Source organism: Saccharibacillus alkalitolerans, assembly GCF_011090185.1.
Taxonomy (GTDB): Bacteria; Bacillota; Bacilli; order Paenibacillales; family Paenibacillaceae; genus Saccharibacillus; species Saccharibacillus alkalitolerans.
Map to the genome: position 1 here is coordinate 209,593 of NZ_JAAFGS010000002.1, position 17,047 is coordinate 226,639.

Sequence of the window (17,047 nt, forward strand, 5' to 3'; positions counted from 1 at the left end):
ACCAAGCAGGCGAGCAAAATTCCACATCTAGTTGCTGCTTGGATTGGGAAATATAAGATTCGCCTGACGATGCCGCATCTTGAAGCCCAGCCCCCGAATACGCCGGCCTGGCTCTCCTCCCCTTTCCATACTAAAATAAGAAGCAGGAAGCCTCTTATGTTCTAGTTCTACCTACCCTTGGATACCGGAGGAACTCATGAAAAAACACATACACGTCGTCGGAGCCGTCATCGTGGAGAACGGCAAAATACTGTGCGCCCAGCGCGGGAATACGAAGGCTTTGCCTTACAAGTGGGAGTTCCCCGGCGGCAAGATCGAAGAAGGCGAGACGCCGCAGGAAGCGCTGAAGCGCGAGATCGGCGAGGAGATGAACTGCACGGTGGAGATCGGGGAGTTTATCGAAACGACGGTGCACGAATACGACTTCGGCTTCGTGCATCTGTCGACCTTCTACTGCTCGCTGATCGAAGGCCGGCCGACGCTGACGGAGCATGTCGACATCCAATGGCTGGCCGCCGAGGCGCTCGGGGAGCTGGACTGGGCACCGGCGGATGTTCCGGCGGTAGAGAAGATTAAGGAGCGGATGATGCCCTGATGGACCATTCTACGCGACATTTGAACGAATCCCTGAATTGGGGATTTATCAACCATGAGCAGGAATCGCCGGAGCGATACAAGCCCAAGCTGCTTCTCAACGATCGGCAAAACGGCGACTATATCCTGACCCCGCTGTTGGATGAGCTGCAGCACTGTTTGTCGTTTACGTTCTCGGTGGCCTTTATCACGGAAAGCGGTCTGGCCGTGCTCAAAGCCCACCTCGCCGATCTGCATGCCCGAGGCGTTAGCGGCCGAATCCTGACTTCCCATTATCTGAAATTCAATCATCCCAAGACATTTCGGGAGCTGCTGAAGATTCCCAATATCGAGGTGCGTCTGACGGAATTAAGCGGTTTTCATGCCAAAGGGTACGTGTTCCGGCATCCCGGGCATTCAACGATCATCATGGGCAGCGCCAACCTGACGGCCGCGGCGCTCAAGACCAACTATGAATGGAACGTGAAGCTGACTTCATTCGAAAACGGCGGTCTGCTCGCGCAGTTCCACGCCGAATTCGACAAAGCCTGGCAGGCGGCTACGCCTCTCTCGTCCGAATGGATTGAAGCTTATCAGATCATGTACACCGAGACGCGCAAAGCGGACAAGAAGCTGCAGGCCGAACTTCCGCCGCTCCCGGAAAACACGACGCCTTACGGCGTGTTAAGCCCGGTACAGCCGAACAAGATGCAGCGGCAGGCTTTGCGAAACCTCGGCGCTTTGCGCGAAAGCGGAGCCCGCAGAGGCTTGGTCATCTCGGCCACCGGCACCGGCAAAACGTATCTGTCCGCCTTCGACGTCAAAAGCGCGGCACCTCGCCGTATGTTATTCGTCGTGCACCGGGAGCAGATTCTGAACCAAGCGATCAGCGACTACCGGAAAATCATCGGCGGACCCGACAGCGACTACGGCATGTTCTCCGGCGATCGAAGGGACGCGGAGGCCAAGTATGTATTCGCCACGATCCAAACGATATCCAAAGCCGAGCATCTGAGCCTGTTCGCCGCCGACACTTTCGACTATATCCTGATCGACGAGGTTCACAAAGCCGGCGCGGCTTCTTATCTCAACCTGATCGAACATTTCAGTCCCAAGTTCCTGCTCGGCATGACCGCGACGCCGGAACGGACGGATACTTTTAACATTTACGAATTGTTCGACTACCATATCGCGTACGAGATTCGGCTGCAGGAAGCGCTGGAAGAAGACATGCTGTGCCCGTTCCATTATTTCGGCGTGACGGATTATAGGTGTAACGGCGAGCTGTTGGCCGACGCTTCCGCTTTATCCGAAGACGATCGGGAACGGCGCGTCGATTATCTGACGGAAAAAATCGAATATTACGGGCACTCCGGCGAATCCGTCCGCGGCCTCATCTTCTGCAGCCGCAAAGCGGAAGCCGCCGAATTGTCCGCCATGCTGAATGCTCGCGGTTACCGAACGGCGGCGCTGGACGGCACTGACAGTCCAGAAGAACGCGAACGCCGGATCAATCAGCTGGAGCAGGGCGAGCTGCAGTACATCCTGACCGTGGACATTTTCAACGAGGGCATCGATATTCCGTCGATCAACCAGGTCGTGATGCTGCGTCAGACCCAGTCCAGCATCGTCTTCATCCAGCAGCTCGGCCGCGGACTGCGCAAGCACGAGAGCAAAGAATTCGTGACCGTGATCGACTTCATCGGCAACTACCAAAACAACTACCTGATCCCGATCGCCCTATCCGGAGACAAGTCGCAAAATAAAGACAATATCCGCCGGCATATGAAAGACACCAGCTATATCCGCGGCCTGTCTTCGATCAACTTCGAAGAAGTCGCGCGGCAGCAGATCTTCAAGTCGATCAGCGAAAGCAATCTGACCGCGTTCAAGCTGCTGCGAGAAGCGTATCTGGAATTGAAAAATCGGCTGAACCGCATTCCGCTGCTGATGGACTTCGTGGAGAACCATTCGCTCGACCCGTTGATTTTTGCCGACAAGTTCCCGAGCTATTATCATTTTCTGCTGAGGGTCCGAGAACCGGTGCCGAGTCTGTCGCAGCCGGAACAGCAGGTTTTGACGATGCTCACCGGCGAAATGCTGAACGGGAAAAGACGGCACGAGATTCTGCTGCTGGACATGCTGCTGAAGCAGGGCGCCGTCGCGAAGTCGGATTATCTGGAACGGCTGCGCGCGGACGGCTGCCGGGTAGGCGTGGATACGCTGGAATCGGTCATGCGAGTGCTGAGCCTGGAATTCTTCAACGAGCAGGCGCGGCAAAAATACGGAAACACGCCGCTTGTCCGGCAGGACGACGACGGGAATTACAGCTTCCATCCCGCGATGGCAGAAGCTTTGCGTCGAGACGATTACTTCCTGCAGTCGGTGTCGGATCTGATCCAAACCGCCTTTACCAAAAACGAGCAGTACGACAACAAAGCGACAATGACCTTGTACAAGAAATATTCCAGAAAAGACGCCAGCAAGCTGCTGAATTGGGACAAGGACGGCACCCCTACGATATTCGGCTACAAGATCAAAAACGGCACCTGCCCGATCTTCGTCACCTACAAGAAGCACGAAAACATCGGAGCCAGCACCAAGTACCAGGACGAATTCGTCAACGCGGAAGTGCTCCAATGGTCCACCCGCAGCCGCCGAACCCTGCAATCCGAAGAAGTCCAGCTCATCCTGGACGCCGACCGCGAAGGCATCGAGCTGCATATCTTCGTGAAGAAAGACGACTCGGAAGGACCCGAATATTATTACCTGGGACAAGCGCATTACGACGGAAAAAGCGCGGTCGAGAGCACCATGGCGGACGAAAACGGCAATTCGATTCCGGTGGTGCATATGAATTTGGTGTTGGAGCATGCGGTGGAGAGTAAGTTGTATGGGTATTTGACGGGGGATTGAAATCGATATGTTAAAGAGGTTACAGTTGTAAGTTGACTGTAACCTCTTTTCTTACCGCCTTCTTCCTAACCAACCTTTGGGCTTCTCTAAAAATTTTTGGACTTTCCATAACACTTCGCCTTGCGCAAATACAGATCCCACAGTTTCCTTAATATATTCCTTTCCTCTGGCATCTCTCAGAATCAATCTGAATTTAAAAAATTCTTGGTCCGGATTTCCAAACTCATTCATTCGGAGCAGTAGCGCGTCATTAGACTCGAAATTCACGAAAATATGGCCTACTTCTTCATCAAATGGCTTCAACGATAATTTAAAGTCGTTATTAGAATATTCTTTCCACCCACGTACCGAGTGCCTCGTTCGTAAACGGCCGTTCAAATCAATAATCTGAAAACTACCTGAAATTATAGTTATTGGCTTTTTGGAATAGTTCGAAATACAAACCTCTATCGAAGCACAACCATACTCTTCCTTACGAGCAAATAACTCTTCTTCGCAAAAGGCAATATCGATTTGCTCTCTTCCTTCATAGATCCTATCGAAATCAGGTCTTTTCAAACGATCATTTCTGCTCCCTCTCCTAATCCACGAATCACCCTCTTGCCATTTCCCAATTTTCTTTTTGATCATATATGGCTTGTTCTCACTATTAAAAATCTTAAAAATACCAAATAACTTGCCGTCGTACTCGTATTTAAAATATTCAAAAGTAAGTTCCGGCTCAACATGGTTATGTACGGCTTCAGCGTAAACGGCCGAGTCGATAAATTCTTCTGGTGGAATACCCTTATATTCATTTCCTTCCGAACGCTCTTTTACACCTATGACAATGTACTTGTCGCCTTCTATATGACAGTTCGCCATAGCCACAATATCTTTGATTAACTCTGCAAGATACGCTGGAGAATATTGAACGGCTTTAAAATCTAATTCATAACCTTCGTGTCCATTCAAAAGCAAGTCTTTGATTTTATCCATGTACGCAACCTCCATGTTCCAAATGTTCTTTTCGAATAGTTTGTGGTATATTTCTACCATAAAACAAAAGGAGTTGAGTCGTCTATGGGAAGCCTTAAGCAAAAAGATTCCTCTTACGATGGCCTCAAAAATCGAATTATTAAAAAGATGCGAATCAGCGAAACGGATGCCGATACGCTGGTGCAGGCGCATATTCTCAAACTTCGAGCCGAAAGAAAACTGCAGCAAGCTCAAGCGAAGCTGTCCCCGGAAATTCAAGACGAATTTTCAAAAACGATCGAAGACGGCGACGTTCAGGAAGAGATCCAACGGGTCGTTTCCGAATTAGAAAGAGAAGAAGAAATTTCGAATCCAAACAAGCGGGCTGCGCCCAAATATTTTACCGTGCGCGAAGTCTCAAAATACAAAGGCATTACGCCTCAACAGGTTAGACGGAACTGTATCGCCGGAAAGTATAAGGCTGAGCAGGTCGCAGGGGAACACTCTTCATGGAGAATTTCCAGCGAACAATTTGAATCTGAAGAAGGGTTCCAAGACTTTCTTCAGGAAAGAAACAAAATTGCCGAAAGAACGGCGCAAGCTGCGAAAATGGCGATAGAACTGTGGCGGGACGGTCGTAACGGAATTCCTGAAAAGGATCTCGACGATCATGAGCAATAAACAACCGGATGCGCCTGTGACTTATATGCTGGATACCAACCTGCTGCGCTACTTGACCGGGAAAGATTCAAATCAAGCCGAGCTGCAGCGCTTAAAAGAAAGTGCAGAAGAATTCTGGACAAAAAGTCTGCACGAGGTCAGAGATACCGGTGCCGCAATTTTGCTTCCGCAGGAAGTCGTGCGCGAGTTAAGCGTCCAAATGCACGTGCTGCCCAATGAAACTCAGGAACAACTCAATCGAATCATAGCTTCTTTAGAGAAAGAAAGTTTCGATCTCTCTTCTTCTCTCGAATATGAACTGAGGAAGTTCAGCAGTTATGCGATTCAAAAATATCAAGATCAAATTCGGCCTCGCCAGCAAACAACTACGCAAGGCGGAATGAAAGACTACAAACTCGAATACCTGCAAACCTCCGACGCTCGTATTCTTGTTTCCGCCTATCTGAACGACGCCATCTTAGTGACTCGAAACATCAAAGATTTCATTGTCTATCTCCTATTCTGTGCTCCGGAAGAAAAACGATTATACGATTTTGTCGAGAAACAGTTTGTGACGGTGCCGGCAGAAGGCTTGGAACTTGTTGCTCAAGACCCGCACTTCCAGGAAGTTCGAGCCAAGTTGGAGCATTTGCTGATCGGGGAAGAATAATAGGATTGTATCCATACCAAAAAGCACGGCTCCGTGAGCGCGACGGAACCGTGCTTTCTTATTGTAAATGTTCAGTCTGCGCCCGCCGCTCAAAATGCACATGCAGCCGATACTCGCAGATTTCCCTTGTCCACCGATACAGCAGCTCCCGATCTTCCTCCGCCACATCGAACGCCAATCGAAACTTCCCATCCGCAAACTCCACCTGACTGCCTTTCGCTCCCGCCCACTTGCTCATCGGCATGTCCGCGATCAGCTTCGCCACCTTCGCCCGCGTCTGCTCGTTCCAATCCCACAGCCGCTTCGATTCCTTGTCGCTGAAGTCGATCCGCTTCCGGTATTCCTTCTCCGTCAGATACCCGTGGAAAAACGCTGCCGCTTCCTCCGCCGTCACCGGCTCATCCCAGTGCTTCGCGCCGTGTTCCAGCATATCCAGCAGCACGATCATCTTGTAGCTTTTCGTCATGACCGTCTTCTCCACATCGCGCAGCCAGGCTTCGTACCGCTCGTACACCTGCTGCTCCCGTTCGTTCAACATTTCGGCCCAACTCAAGAAGCCGACATACGAACCGAACTCGTCGCGGTAGGCTTTGCTGATCGAGCGTCCCTGCAGATGCAGTTCGAGGTAAGTCGGGATCTGTTTACGGAGATAAAAAAACGTTTTGCGTGAATTTATAAAGGCTTGCTCTTAGTATGCGAAAAAAACGTCACTTATAAATCAAATTTAGCAAAACGCACACGATAAATCGCTCATGTTCTCTTGAACGTCTGTTCGTCTTAAGGTAAAATACACGTACAAAGCACATTATTACGTACGTAATAAAGGAGAATGCTGATGAACTTCAGTTATACTTTCCCTGCACTCCGAGGCATTCAGGCGGGTAGAGAATTTTACACCGTCATGTGTCCGTTGCGTCTAATTCCTAAGATCTTTTTGTTCGATGAAGAAGAAATTCCGGCTGAACATCGCGCGCAGCGTCTGATGAACAAATCGCGAATTCCCGACATCGCCAATTATATTTTAGAGAATCCGAAAGACTACATTTTCTCTTCTCTTACAGCTTCGGTAGACGGAGACATGAAGTTCAAGGAAAGCTCGAAGGATATGAAAGACATAGGCTATTTAACCATCTCTCTCGATTCTAAGTTCTTGATCAATGACGGTCAACATCGTAGAGCCGCTATCGAAGAAGCCCTGAAAATCTCTCCCGATCTTGGCGACGAGACGATCTCAGTGGTCTTTTTTCATGATTTAGGCCTGACTCGCTCTCAGCAGATGTTCTCGGACCTCAATCGACATGCCGTAAATACGACGTCTTCGATCGGAATCTTATATGATCATCGGGATCAACTTTCGCTTATTACCAAGAGCCTAATTGCCGATATTCCTCTGTTGGAGCGTTATACGGATCGCGAGAAAGTATCGCTGTCCAAGAACTCGCCTAAGCTTTTTGCTCTCAATCATATCTTTAACGCCACCTCCAAGCTTATCAATAAGCGAAAAGGAGACTTGGTTTCGGAGCAAGAAAAATCTTTTGTGTCGGAGTTTTGGGAGTTGCTTTGCAATTCGATTCCCGAGTGGCAAGACGTCTTGAAAAAGAAAATCTCTCCGCGCGAACTTAGAGTTCACTCGGTAGTCGCGCACGGAATCTTTTTGGAAGCCTTGGGCGTCATAGGCTACTACTTATATCTCAATCATCCGGATGAATGGCAATCTTACATTAAGAAACTCAAGAGTATTGACTGGAATCGCGAAAACAAAACGGACTGGCAAGGCCGAGCTTACGGCAATACCGGCCGCATTAATAAAACAGGCGAAACGGTGCAGCTCACCGCTAACCTGATCAAATCAAAAATCGGTCTCCCTCTCACCGAGCAAGAACAGAAGATGGAGAACAAGTTCAAGGAGGCTTCTCAAAATGGTTGATTTCGGACTTAACATATTCAACACAGGCACCAAATTTACGGAAGCCAAAGAACTCGTCAAAGAAGTCTATCAAATGGACGAACGCCCTTGGGTTGTAGGATTCAGCGGCGGTAAGGATTCGACGGCCGTCGTTCAGCTCGTCTTTCAAGCTCTTCAAGAACTTGAACCTTCCCAACTGCATAAGAAAGTCTATGTGATCTCCTCGGACACTCAGGTGGAGACGCCGCTTATTATCGATAAGATTACGCGAACGCTCGGTCGCATTCAAGCCAAGGCTTTGGAACTCGGTCTGCCTTTCGAAACGCAAAAAGTACGCCCGAAAGTCGAGCAAACTTTCTGGTCTTCGATTATCGGCAAAGGTTATCCGACGCCGCGTCAAAAGTTCAGATGGTGTACGGACCGTTTGAAAATTGAGCCTGCTAACCGTTTCATTTTGGATAAAGTCGACCAATTCGGCGAAGTCATCATGCTGCTCGGCGTACGCGATTCGGAAAGTGCTACTCGCGCTGCCGTCATGCAGTCGCACACGATCGAAGGCAAGAAGCTCATGCGTCATTCGACTTTGAGAAACGCTTTTGTTTTTGCGCCGATTCGTACTTTTAACGTAGACGATGTCTGGGAATTCTTGCTTCAATATGAATCCCCTTGGGGAGACGACAATAACGAGTTGCTTGAACTTTACCAAAGCTCCAATAGCGAATGCCCGTTGATCGTAGATAAAGAAGTTAAGGAAAGCGCCGGCTCTTGCGGAAATAGCCGCTTTGGTTGCTGGACTTGCACGGTCGTAAGCGAAGACAAAGCTTTGAGCGGATTTATCAATAACGGCGTAGACTGGCTGCGTCCGTTGTATGATTTCAGAAGCTTCTTGGTGCAAATCCGAGAAGATAAAACCAAAAGACAAAAACAACGGATGAACGGTGAAGTTTATCTGCTTCCTTTTAATGACGAGCTCAATGGTCGCGAGCCGATCCTCAAAGAAAATTTGAAGCAATACTTGGATGAAAACAATATCAACCTGGCTACCGTGGAAGAATTGGATATCGTTATTCAAGACGGAGATGAACTTAAGCGCCTGGGCGTAGGTCCTTTCACCTTGAAAGCTCGCGAAGAAATCTTGAGAGAATTGCTGCGCACGCAGAAACAAATTCGCGAATTACATGATCCGACGATTGAACTGATCACTATTGAAGAATTGAAAGCCATCCGCAAATACTGGCACGACGACCTGCAGTGGGAAGACCGCCTGCCGATGATCGTTGAAGAAGAAACAGGCGAAGTGTACGATTGGGATCACAATGACCGACCTGTATTCAAAGACGATCAACTCACTGATCTGGAGACGCTTTGCCAAGAAGAGGGCGTGAACTTGAGCGTACTCAAACAATTGATCTCCGTAGAAAAAGATTACTCCGGCGTAAAAGTAAGACGCGGACTGTTCCAAGCATTCGATAAAACTCTGAAGCAAGACTTCTTGCATTTGTAAAGGTGGATTAGCTCTTCATGCATATTACTAAGCTGTTGCTTGGCAACATTGGTGCTTATTATGGCCCATCTCACGCCTTTGACTTTGAAACTACTAAGGAACGAAACGTAGTTTTGTTAGGAGGTAAAAACGGAGCCGGAAAAACGACAATTCTAGAGTCTCTACGTATCGTTTTATTTGGCTCAATGGCGTATGGATTCATGGTCGATAATGAGCCTTATTTCAAAAAAATTCTTTCTCTCTTAAATCGTAAAGCTGTTCAAAGCGGAGAAAACAAATATCAAATTAGATTAGAATACACTTCGATTGAAGAATTCGAGCCAACCCGTTACGTGATAATTAGGCATTGGCATTTCAAAAAAGGAAAACTTAGAGAAGAATTTTCTGTCCAAAGAAATGGTGTGCACTTAAATAATCAAGAACAATCCGACTTCCAAAATCGCTTGCGCGAAGAAATGCCTCCCCGTCTTTTTGAACTTTGTCTTTTTGACGGGGAGGACATTTCGAGGATCGTATCGGACGAAAAGATCCCGGAGTACTTGAGCGAGTCCGGTAAAATCCTATTCAATCTGGATTTGTTTATGAACTTGGAAAAAGATCTGCAGACTTACCGAATGCAATATGCTCAGAAGAACGCAAGTGCGGCTAAAGAAATTGCCGACCAACAAGAATTAATGAACAAAATTGCGGAGCTTCAAACGATTGTCGAGGAAAAAGCCTCTCTAATTGTCCTCAGTGAAGATGAAATTACTCATCTAAACGATGAGATCAAGCAGCATAAGAAAGACTTCGACGAACATGGCGGTTTGCAGCGTGAAGAACGGCAACGACTGGCTAGCCAAGTTAACGTAATCGAGAATGAGAGAAAAGCAAACACCGAACAAATTCGTTCGTTTACAAACTCTCTCCTTCCCTTCTATATTGCCAAAGATTTGTTGAGTAAAGTCGTAAAGCAATTGGATTTAGAGAAAGAAAATGAGTCTTTCGAATATGTCTCTTCCGCTCTAGAGATAGAGAAGTTAAACGCACTGGTTCATCAGCTCCAAAAATCGAATGTAAGCCTTGATATTGCTCAGCTACATAAGGGCATCTTAGAGATTATGCAGCCAGAGAACATTCAATTAATTCATCGAGCTTCGTTCGCGCAACGGAGCGAGATTCATAACTTATTCAAGCAGATCGAGCAAATCGATCCCAAGCAATATATTCAACTATATGACAGAAACGCTGAATTGCTCATCGAAGCTCAAAGATTGCGTAAAGCGATTGAAGTCAACGATCAGTCCAGCGAATTCAGAGAAATCCTTGCACAGATCGAAACTAAGACTAAACGCGTTGAGCAATTGCGCTTGCTCATCGAGCACTACAACAAAGAAATTCATGAAGCTACGGAAACGATCCGCCTTCATACTGCTGCGGCAAATAAAATCACAGACAAAATTCGTGAATATCACAAAGCTGAGAATTCCTTTGCAATGACCGAAAAACTGCTGTTGGTCAGCCAACGGTTCAGAGACCGGCAATGGCGTAAAAAGTTGGACGACGTAGCGAATGAGGCGACCAAGATGGTTAATATTCTTTTCCGCAAAAAAGAATACATCGACCGTATTCATATCGATCATTCGACCTTTGAGTTGCATCTCTATAATCGTCAGCAGCATTTGATCACCAAAGAACGTCTCTCAGCAGGCGAAAAGGAAATGCTCATGCTGACCGTGATTTGGGCCATGTTCAAAGTCTCAGGTTGGAAACTTCCGTTTGTATTCGATACTTTAATGGGTCGTCTGGATCAGGATCATAAGAGAGCTCTCATTCAACATTTCATTCCAAGATGCGGCGATCAAGTATTGATGTTTACGACCGATTCCGAAGTTTCCAAGGAACAATATGAACTTCTCAAAGATATTACAGCCAAGTGCTACACCCTCGAATTCGATCAAGCCATGGACAGCGCCAAAATCGTGAAGGGTCGCTACTTTACCATCAGTGAGGAGAGCAACCAGCTATGAACTTCACTTTACGAACATCGAAATATGCCAAAGACAATCTAACTCAATTAAGCTCGGCTACAAGCATCACGCCGAATATCTTGATCCGTTACGCAGTCAGCCTATCGCTTAGAAATAGCGTTCTAGATGGCGGAGTCGAACCTGTAACCAAAGACTTCTCGGACGGGTTGGTGCTGAACCGTAATACCGTAACAGGCGAATACGACTATGTATTCAAAGCTCTTATCACGCAAGCAGCAGGCAAAGAACTAACAGACGAAGAATACTTCCCGGGTTACTTCAATGCCCATTTGGAACGCGGGATTCGTTCTCTTGCAGGCGAATATAAGAGCGCAGGTAATTCCGAGCGTTTTCTCCGTGCCTTAATACTCTAACGGAAAGTAGGGATCTGCATGCTTTACTTGGATAATAGCGCAACAACCAAGATTCACCCTGAAGTGTTGGAAGCCATGATGCCCTATCTCCAAGAGGAGTACGGCAACCCGTCCAGCAAATTTTATTCCTTAGCGGAAAACGCCAAAAAAGCCGTAGCCAAAGCCCGCGAGCAAGTCGCCTCGCTGCTTGGCTGCGATCCGGACGAAGTCGTTTTCACTAGCGGCGCAACGGAAAGCAATAACATGATTATCAAAGGCATTGCAGATTATTACGGTCGGGAAGATGGAGCGAATAAACGTCTCATGACAACAAAAGTGGAACACCCTTCCGTGATCGAGACGTTCAACTTCTTAGGAGAGCGCGGCTATGAGGTTTCTTTCTTGGATGTGGATCAATATGCGCGAGTAACGGTAGAACAAATAAAAGAAGCGGCTGCACAAACGCAGCCACTTCTCACTTCGATCATGTGGGGAAATAATGAGATTGGTTCGCTTAACCCGATTGCCGAGCTATCCGCGTTGTTCGAGGAGAATGGTCTCTTCTTCCATACGGATGCTACACAAGTAATCGGTAAAGTGCCAGTCGACTTGAAGAACCTGAAAGGTGTTCGATTCCTCTCGATGTCCGGACATAAGATCGGCGGCCCGAAAGGGATAGGCGCTGCGATCATTCGCAAGCAGTCGAAAGAGATTTATACTCGTTTGACTCCTCTGATGCATGGAGGTGGGCAAGAGAACAACTATCGTAGCGGTACGCTTGCCGTTCATAATATTGTGGGGCTGGGTAAAGCTGCTGAATTGGCTGCCGCTAACCTTGAGCAGAATGTACAGCGCTTGACTGAGCTTGAGCAGTATTTGACTGACATTTTCAAGACTAACCTATCTGGGAAGATCAAATTCAACAGTGATGAAAAAGATAAGATTCCTGGGTTGATTAGCTTGCAGTTCATTGGAGTGAATAATGAGCTGCTGCTTAAGAAATTGGCTGATTATGTTGCGCTTTCTTCTGGATCGGCTTGTAGTTCTAGTAAGCCGAGTCATGTGTTGAGTGCTGCTGGTAGGTCATTAGAAGAAGTAAGACAAACTATACGAATCAGTCTAGAAAGAGAGGTTTCTGAAAAAGACTTATTTATATTCAAAAAAATTCAATAACGTAAACCTATTTTTAAAATTCTTAGTTCTAATTAATTAAGATTAACTAATTAGAAAAACAAAGAGCCATTAGAGTAAATCTAAATAAAATTATAAAATATTTATGAATGCTAAATGGCTCTTTATAAATTATCACATTCAAACTCACAGCTTCTCAAATCAATAAAATCACCTAATTCAAACTTGTACTTATTTTCGAAAAAGGTTTCGCAAGGCTATTTCAATCACTCTAGAAATCGACAACTTGTTTCTTTCGCTAAAACTTATCAATTCATCATTAATCTTATCATTTAAATGTATGGTATACGTTTGACTTGAAGACTTAACTTGATTAGAAAATTTAGATTGTTCTATAATGTTAAGTTTTCTTTCTGCAATTATCTCATGTAGGATTTTTATATCTTCCTTTGAGAAAACATCTTTCAGCGCTAACTGTGATTCCTCAGTTGTAGGCTGCTCTTCTTCTTCTGCTTTATTAGGTACTTCTTGCGTTTCCTTCAACATCGGCAATTGTTTTTTTTCAGAATCTAAATGGTAATCTCTAGCTCCTGTTGGCTCAGCTAAAGGAATATTAGTTTTTTCTAGCTCTTGCTGCTCTTTAGAGCTGTTCTTATTGTCTTCTAAAAGATGTGGATGTGATTCTTTTGAAATTTGTGTGAAAAATATTGGGAGCTTTTCTTCAAGTGCTTTGCTATCACGATAAGTTTTTAGATTTTCTTCTACTGACCATTTATTTCTCGATAAGAATTTAACACCTTCAATTGTGTAAAAAATACATTCGGAAAGATACGATAATTGAGGCAGGTAGTTTTTTATTTTCCTTATAAGAATTTTATCCAAAATAATATAATGCTTATTTTCAATTAATTTCCTTTGTATGTTTGTTATGAAATCTCTTCCGAATATAGTATCAATCTGATAATTATCTATAACCTTTTGATTGTTATAATTTAAGCACAACAATTTTCCAGTTACTACATCGGTCAAAACACTAATTTCATCCATGTCCGCAATACTTGTAGAACCATCTTTACTAGTTTCATATACCCAACTTTCCTTAATGTCTTCTTTTCTAAATTGTCTTAACATCTGGCTTGAGCTAATATTTTGTTCAAGAGAAACCTCATTTAAAGTTTTATTATTTAAATTGAGTTCAGCAAGCACATTTAAAAGCGAATTATCTTTAAGAACTCCACCTTTACAATGAACAAGCCATCGTAATTTATAGCCGTTTTCTTTTAGTTGAGATACAAGATGATCCAAATTGATGTTAAATGCCTTAGCTACGAAATCAGTTGAATTATATTGTGTTTCTACAGCAATTCGTAAGAGTAAGTCTGGATCGATCTTTTCTTTTCCCACCTTTGTATTAGAATTTCTGTTTTCTCTATTGTTAATAACAATATTGTCTGAATCAATCTCATAGTCTTCTTTTAGAAGTCTCTCTCTCAAGCTTTTAACACTAACACCTAATCTCTTAGCAACTTCTTCTAAAAGCATCCCATCATTGAGTTCAGTGATCGCATCTTTAACTTGCCTATCTGTTAACCTATCACCGTCCAAAAAATCATCTATTATCCCTAAGATATCCATGATGTGCCTCCACTTCAAATCACTCATTACAATTGTTGAGATAAGAAATATATTTTACTTCTTTCACAAAACGAGAGGCTTCTACTTCTCAAATATAAAATAGTTTCAAAAAAGTATATCTGCTATGCCTTTAAGGTTTCTTTCTTTATCAGTTAAATCATCTTCCATACTCATAATATATTCAAAAAAGTTATTTAATGATTGTTTGGGGTGTACCATAATCTTTTCATAAATAATCTCAATTCCGCCTGCAGCATATTCTTCAAAGATTTTCATTTTTTTATCAAACGCTTCATCATCTTGATTAAACAAACTAAGATCTTCTGTCTCGATAAGCGCAATAGCATCGATAAAAGGTTCATCAGTTTCTAAATTAAATACACTCCAAGGCATTCCCTCTGCCTGTGACGTGAACTCGATACGTTTTTTTTCCATAAACCCGACAGCGCCCGCAAGCATGAATGCATCTTTATAAGTCGAAAAGACACCGAATTCCTCTTCGTCTACAAGCTTCTTATAAAGCAACTCCTGTTCCTTAGGCCTCCTGATTCTCCTTCTCGTGACCATTTCTTTTCTCCTCCTCAACTTTTGTGAATTCGTATTGCTGATCACTTGTACGTGGATCATTGTAAGATAACTTGTACTCTTTACCAATCAATGTTTTCATTTGGTTCTCGACTTCTCCTTTCCATTGCGAAGTTGAAACAATTACAATGACTTGATCTGCTAGTTTGTGTATGCCTTTAGCTATGCGTTCCCTATGATCAGAATCTAAAGCGCCGAAAGGTGAATCCATAACCAATGGATAAATCCCTCCTTCGTCAAAATCTTGCTTATTTTCCTTTTTGAATTGCTCACGCGCAATATCTACAATTGCTCCGATAAAAGACAAACTAGTAATTTGGCGTTCTCCTTGCGACATCCCTACAATGTTTCCTGTATTATTCAATACATTCAACTCATAAGAATCTGAGAGTTTTAAAGTATAACCTTTACGCAAAAATTGAGAGTATACACTCGAAATTTTATCCTGCAATTGTATTCTTACTAGCTTCTCACGAATGTTTAAAATCTTCCGCATTGTTTTTTCTAAATGTTCGCAAGTATCCATTCTTTTTTGTGTCAATTTAGCTCTACTTTCTATTTTATCTATTTTTGATTGTTCAAATTGTTTTGATTGAATTTGCTTTGTTATATCCTCGATTTTAGATATTATACCGCCAATCTTTCTATCTATTTCACTCTTACCTTCAATCAACTGAATTCTTCGATTTTCTAATTCTGCTATTTCCTCAGAATCTTTACCTGTTAACTGAAGACTAATCTCCTCAATTTCTTCATTTAGTTTTTTTTCTTCCTGTAGTTTGCTTAATTCTTCTACCTTTAATTGCTTCATTTCAGAAAAAAGGTTTTTTTTCTTCTCGGTAATTATTTTCAAATCACCCATAAAATCAAATGTTTTATTTTCGACCTGATCATTACTAATTTTACTCATTAGATTATTAATATGATGCCAGTGTGAAGAGCCTTCTGTTAATTCTGCTCCACAAATACAAGTTCTATTTTCCACAAGAGATTCAATAAAGTGTCTTTTAATTCCCGTAATCGGCTTCTGACTTTTATTACTTCTAACAAATGCTTCTGCTTTTTGTGCTACCAAATGACTAAATGCAAGATAACCATTTTTACTTATTAATAAGGTTAACTTTTTACGAACATCTTTTATAACTCCTCTTATTTCTTCTAGCTGGTTGGTTTTCTGATCTCGCAGCTCTTGTAAATGTTTTGCTCCTTCGATCTGCTTCAAACGATCTTCAACTTCTTTAATTTGTTTATTCGTAGCTCTTAAATTCTCTTTTTGCAGTTTTTCTTGGTTTTGAAAATCAATCATTTGTTGATCTAACTTTTCTATTTCTTCTATTAGATTGGCTGTCTTAGAATCTCCTACATTTTTTAGATCACTGCGGAATTTTTTTCTAGCATTTTCAGTATGCGAAATGGCTCTTTCTAAAATTTCCAGACCCATAATATTTTTGATAGCTCTTTTAATATCTGCAGAACCACTTTCTTTTGACAAATTATCAATACGCTCTCCATCAAAAAAGAAATAACTTCTAAGATCCTCAGGTAAAATCCTTCCAATTTCTACTGTGGGATTTGTAATAATCTCTGATTGACCATCTTCCCGATACTCTAGAACCACTTCAGGATCATGGTAATAAATGTCTTTTAAGCTTTTCTTTGCTGTAACTTTACGAACAAGGGTATACTTTTTCCCATTACTTGTAAACTTCAACGTAACAGAACCTTCTACCTCACTGTCTTCTAGTGCAGTAGAAATGGCATGCTCATTTATAATATTCTTTCCATTTGGGAGATTGAGTGTCCCATATAGACACCACATAAACGCATTTAACAACGCCGTTTTCCCGGCGCCATTCTCGCCGTGAATAACGGTTACATTTCGAGTAGAGGATTGAGAAAATTCAATATATTGCTCTTGATAATATTGCCTAAAATTAAAAAGTTTTATGGATTCCAATAACACTAATCTTTCACCCTTTCTTTGACAATATCCATAATCTGATTAACAATGTTGCTGCCTTGAAGATTCTTCCTATTCAACAATTCCTTTTCCTGCTGCAAAATTTCCTTAAGTATCCATGCATGTGCTTCTGGAAGTTCTGCTAAAATTGCTTGGATCTCTTCTTTCTCTTCCACTATGTTTGAATC

15 protein-coding genes are annotated in these 17,047 nt (G+C 43.7%); 9 read left to right on the forward strand and 6 right to left on the reverse strand.

Features of this window, described 5'->3' with window-relative positions:
- Positions 1–196: 196 nt before the first annotated feature.
- Both GYN08_RS06600 and GYN08_RS06605 read left to right on the forward strand, forming a co-directional pair.
- Positions 197–595, forward strand: a complete 399-nt coding sequence (locus GYN08_RS06600) for a (deoxy)nucleoside triphosphate pyrophosphohydrolase (protein WP_166273301.1) — start codon at positions 197–199, stop codon at positions 593–595.
- Complete coding sequence (locus tag GYN08_RS06605) at positions 595–3,489, forward strand: DUF3427 domain-containing protein (protein WP_166273302.1); 2,895 nt, start codon at positions 595–597, stop codon at positions 3,487–3,489. The genes GYN08_RS06600 and GYN08_RS06605 overlap by 1 nt, the downstream gene beginning before the upstream one ends.
- Before the next feature lie 51 nt (positions 3,490–3,540).
- On the opposite strand, the gene GYN08_RS06610 is transcribed toward GYN08_RS06605, so the two are convergent.
- Positions 3,541–4,467 (reverse strand): AlbA family DNA-binding domain-containing protein, encoded by a 927-nt coding sequence (locus tag GYN08_RS06610; protein WP_166273303.1) that lies wholly within the window; start codon positions 4,465–4,467, stop codon positions 3,541–3,543.
- An 84-nt stretch (positions 4,468–4,551) separates the two neighbouring features.
- Here GYN08_RS06610 and GYN08_RS06615 point away from each other — a divergent pair, with 84 nt between their 5' ends.
- The gene (locus tag GYN08_RS06615) at positions 4,552–5,127 is read left to right on the forward strand and encodes a hypothetical protein (RefSeq protein WP_166273304.1); all 576 of its coding nucleotides are present in this window, start codon (positions 4,552–4,554) and stop codon (positions 5,125–5,127) included.
- Entirely contained in the window at positions 5,117–5,776 is a 660-nt protein-coding gene (locus tag GYN08_RS06620) for a PIN domain-containing protein (RefSeq protein ID WP_166273305.1), read from the forward strand. The genes GYN08_RS06615 and GYN08_RS06620 overlap by 11 nt, the downstream gene beginning before the upstream one ends.
- Before the next feature lie 58 nt (positions 5,777–5,834).
- On the opposite strand, the gene GYN08_RS06625 is transcribed toward GYN08_RS06620, so the two are convergent.
- Positions 5,835–6,314, reverse strand: a complete 480-nt coding sequence (locus GYN08_RS06625; RefSeq protein ID WP_206023646.1) for a hypothetical protein — start codon at positions 6,312–6,314, stop codon at positions 5,835–5,837.
- 297 nt (positions 6,315–6,611) lie between these two features.
- Here GYN08_RS06625 and dndB point away from each other — a divergent pair, with 297 nt between their 5' ends.
- From dndB to GYN08_RS06650, 5 genes are read left to right on the forward strand one after another with little or no spacing between them, the layout of a single operon-like run.
- Positions 6,612–7,703: a DNA sulfur modification protein DndB gene (gene dndB / locus GYN08_RS06630; RefSeq protein ID WP_328802900.1), complete on the forward strand. Its 1,092-nt coding sequence runs from the start codon at positions 6,612–6,614 to the stop codon at positions 7,701–7,703.
- On the forward strand, positions 7,696–9,186 hold the full coding sequence (gene dndC / locus GYN08_RS06635) for a DNA phosphorothioation system sulfurtransferase DndC (protein ID WP_166273307.1): 1,491 nt from the start codon (positions 7,696–7,698) through the stop codon (positions 9,184–9,186). Before dndB ends, dndC begins: the two co-directional genes overlap by 8 nt.
- A gap of 17 nt (positions 9,187–9,203) precedes the next feature.
- Positions 9,204–11,195 carry a DNA sulfur modification protein DndD gene (gene dndD / locus GYN08_RS06640; RefSeq protein ID WP_166273308.1) on the forward strand — a complete coding sequence of 664 codons (1,992 nt, stop codon included), beginning with the start codon at positions 9,204–9,206 and terminating at the stop codon, positions 11,193–11,195.
- Positions 11,192–11,569: a DndE family protein gene (locus GYN08_RS06645; protein WP_166273309.1), complete on the forward strand. Its 378-nt coding sequence runs from the start codon at positions 11,192–11,194 to the stop codon at positions 11,567–11,569. The genes dndD and GYN08_RS06645 overlap by 4 nt, the downstream gene beginning before the upstream one ends.
- Positions 11,570–11,587: 18 nt before the next feature.
- Entirely contained in the window at positions 11,588–12,721 is a 1,134-nt protein-coding gene (locus tag GYN08_RS06650) for a cysteine desulfurase family protein (RefSeq protein ID WP_166273310.1), read from the forward strand.
- A gap of 189 nt (positions 12,722–12,910) precedes the next feature.
- Here GYN08_RS06650 and GYN08_RS06655 read toward each other — a convergent pair whose 3' ends face one another.
- From GYN08_RS06655 to GYN08_RS06670, 4 genes are all read right to left on the reverse strand, one after another.
- Positions 12,911–14,314, reverse strand: a complete 1,404-nt coding sequence (locus tag GYN08_RS06655) for a hypothetical protein (protein WP_166273311.1) — start codon at positions 14,312–14,314, stop codon at positions 12,911–12,913.
- Between the two features lie 105 nt (positions 14,315–14,419).
- Entirely contained in the window at positions 14,420–14,881 is a 462-nt protein-coding gene (locus tag GYN08_RS06660) for a DNA phosphorothioation-associated protein 4 (RefSeq protein WP_166273312.1), read from the reverse strand.
- Positions 14,850–16,862: an AAA family ATPase gene (locus GYN08_RS06665; protein ID WP_166273315.1), complete on the reverse strand. Its 2,013-nt coding sequence runs from the start codon at positions 16,860–16,862 to the stop codon at positions 14,850–14,852. Before GYN08_RS06665 ends, GYN08_RS06660 begins: the two co-directional genes overlap by 32 nt.
- The gene (locus GYN08_RS06670; protein ID WP_166273317.1) at positions 16,862–17,035 is read right to left on the reverse strand and encodes a hypothetical protein; all 174 of its coding nucleotides are present in this window, start codon (positions 17,033–17,035) and stop codon (positions 16,862–16,864) included. The genes GYN08_RS06665 and GYN08_RS06670 overlap by 1 nt, the downstream gene beginning before the upstream one ends.
- Positions 17,036–17,047: the final 12 nt, after the last annotated feature.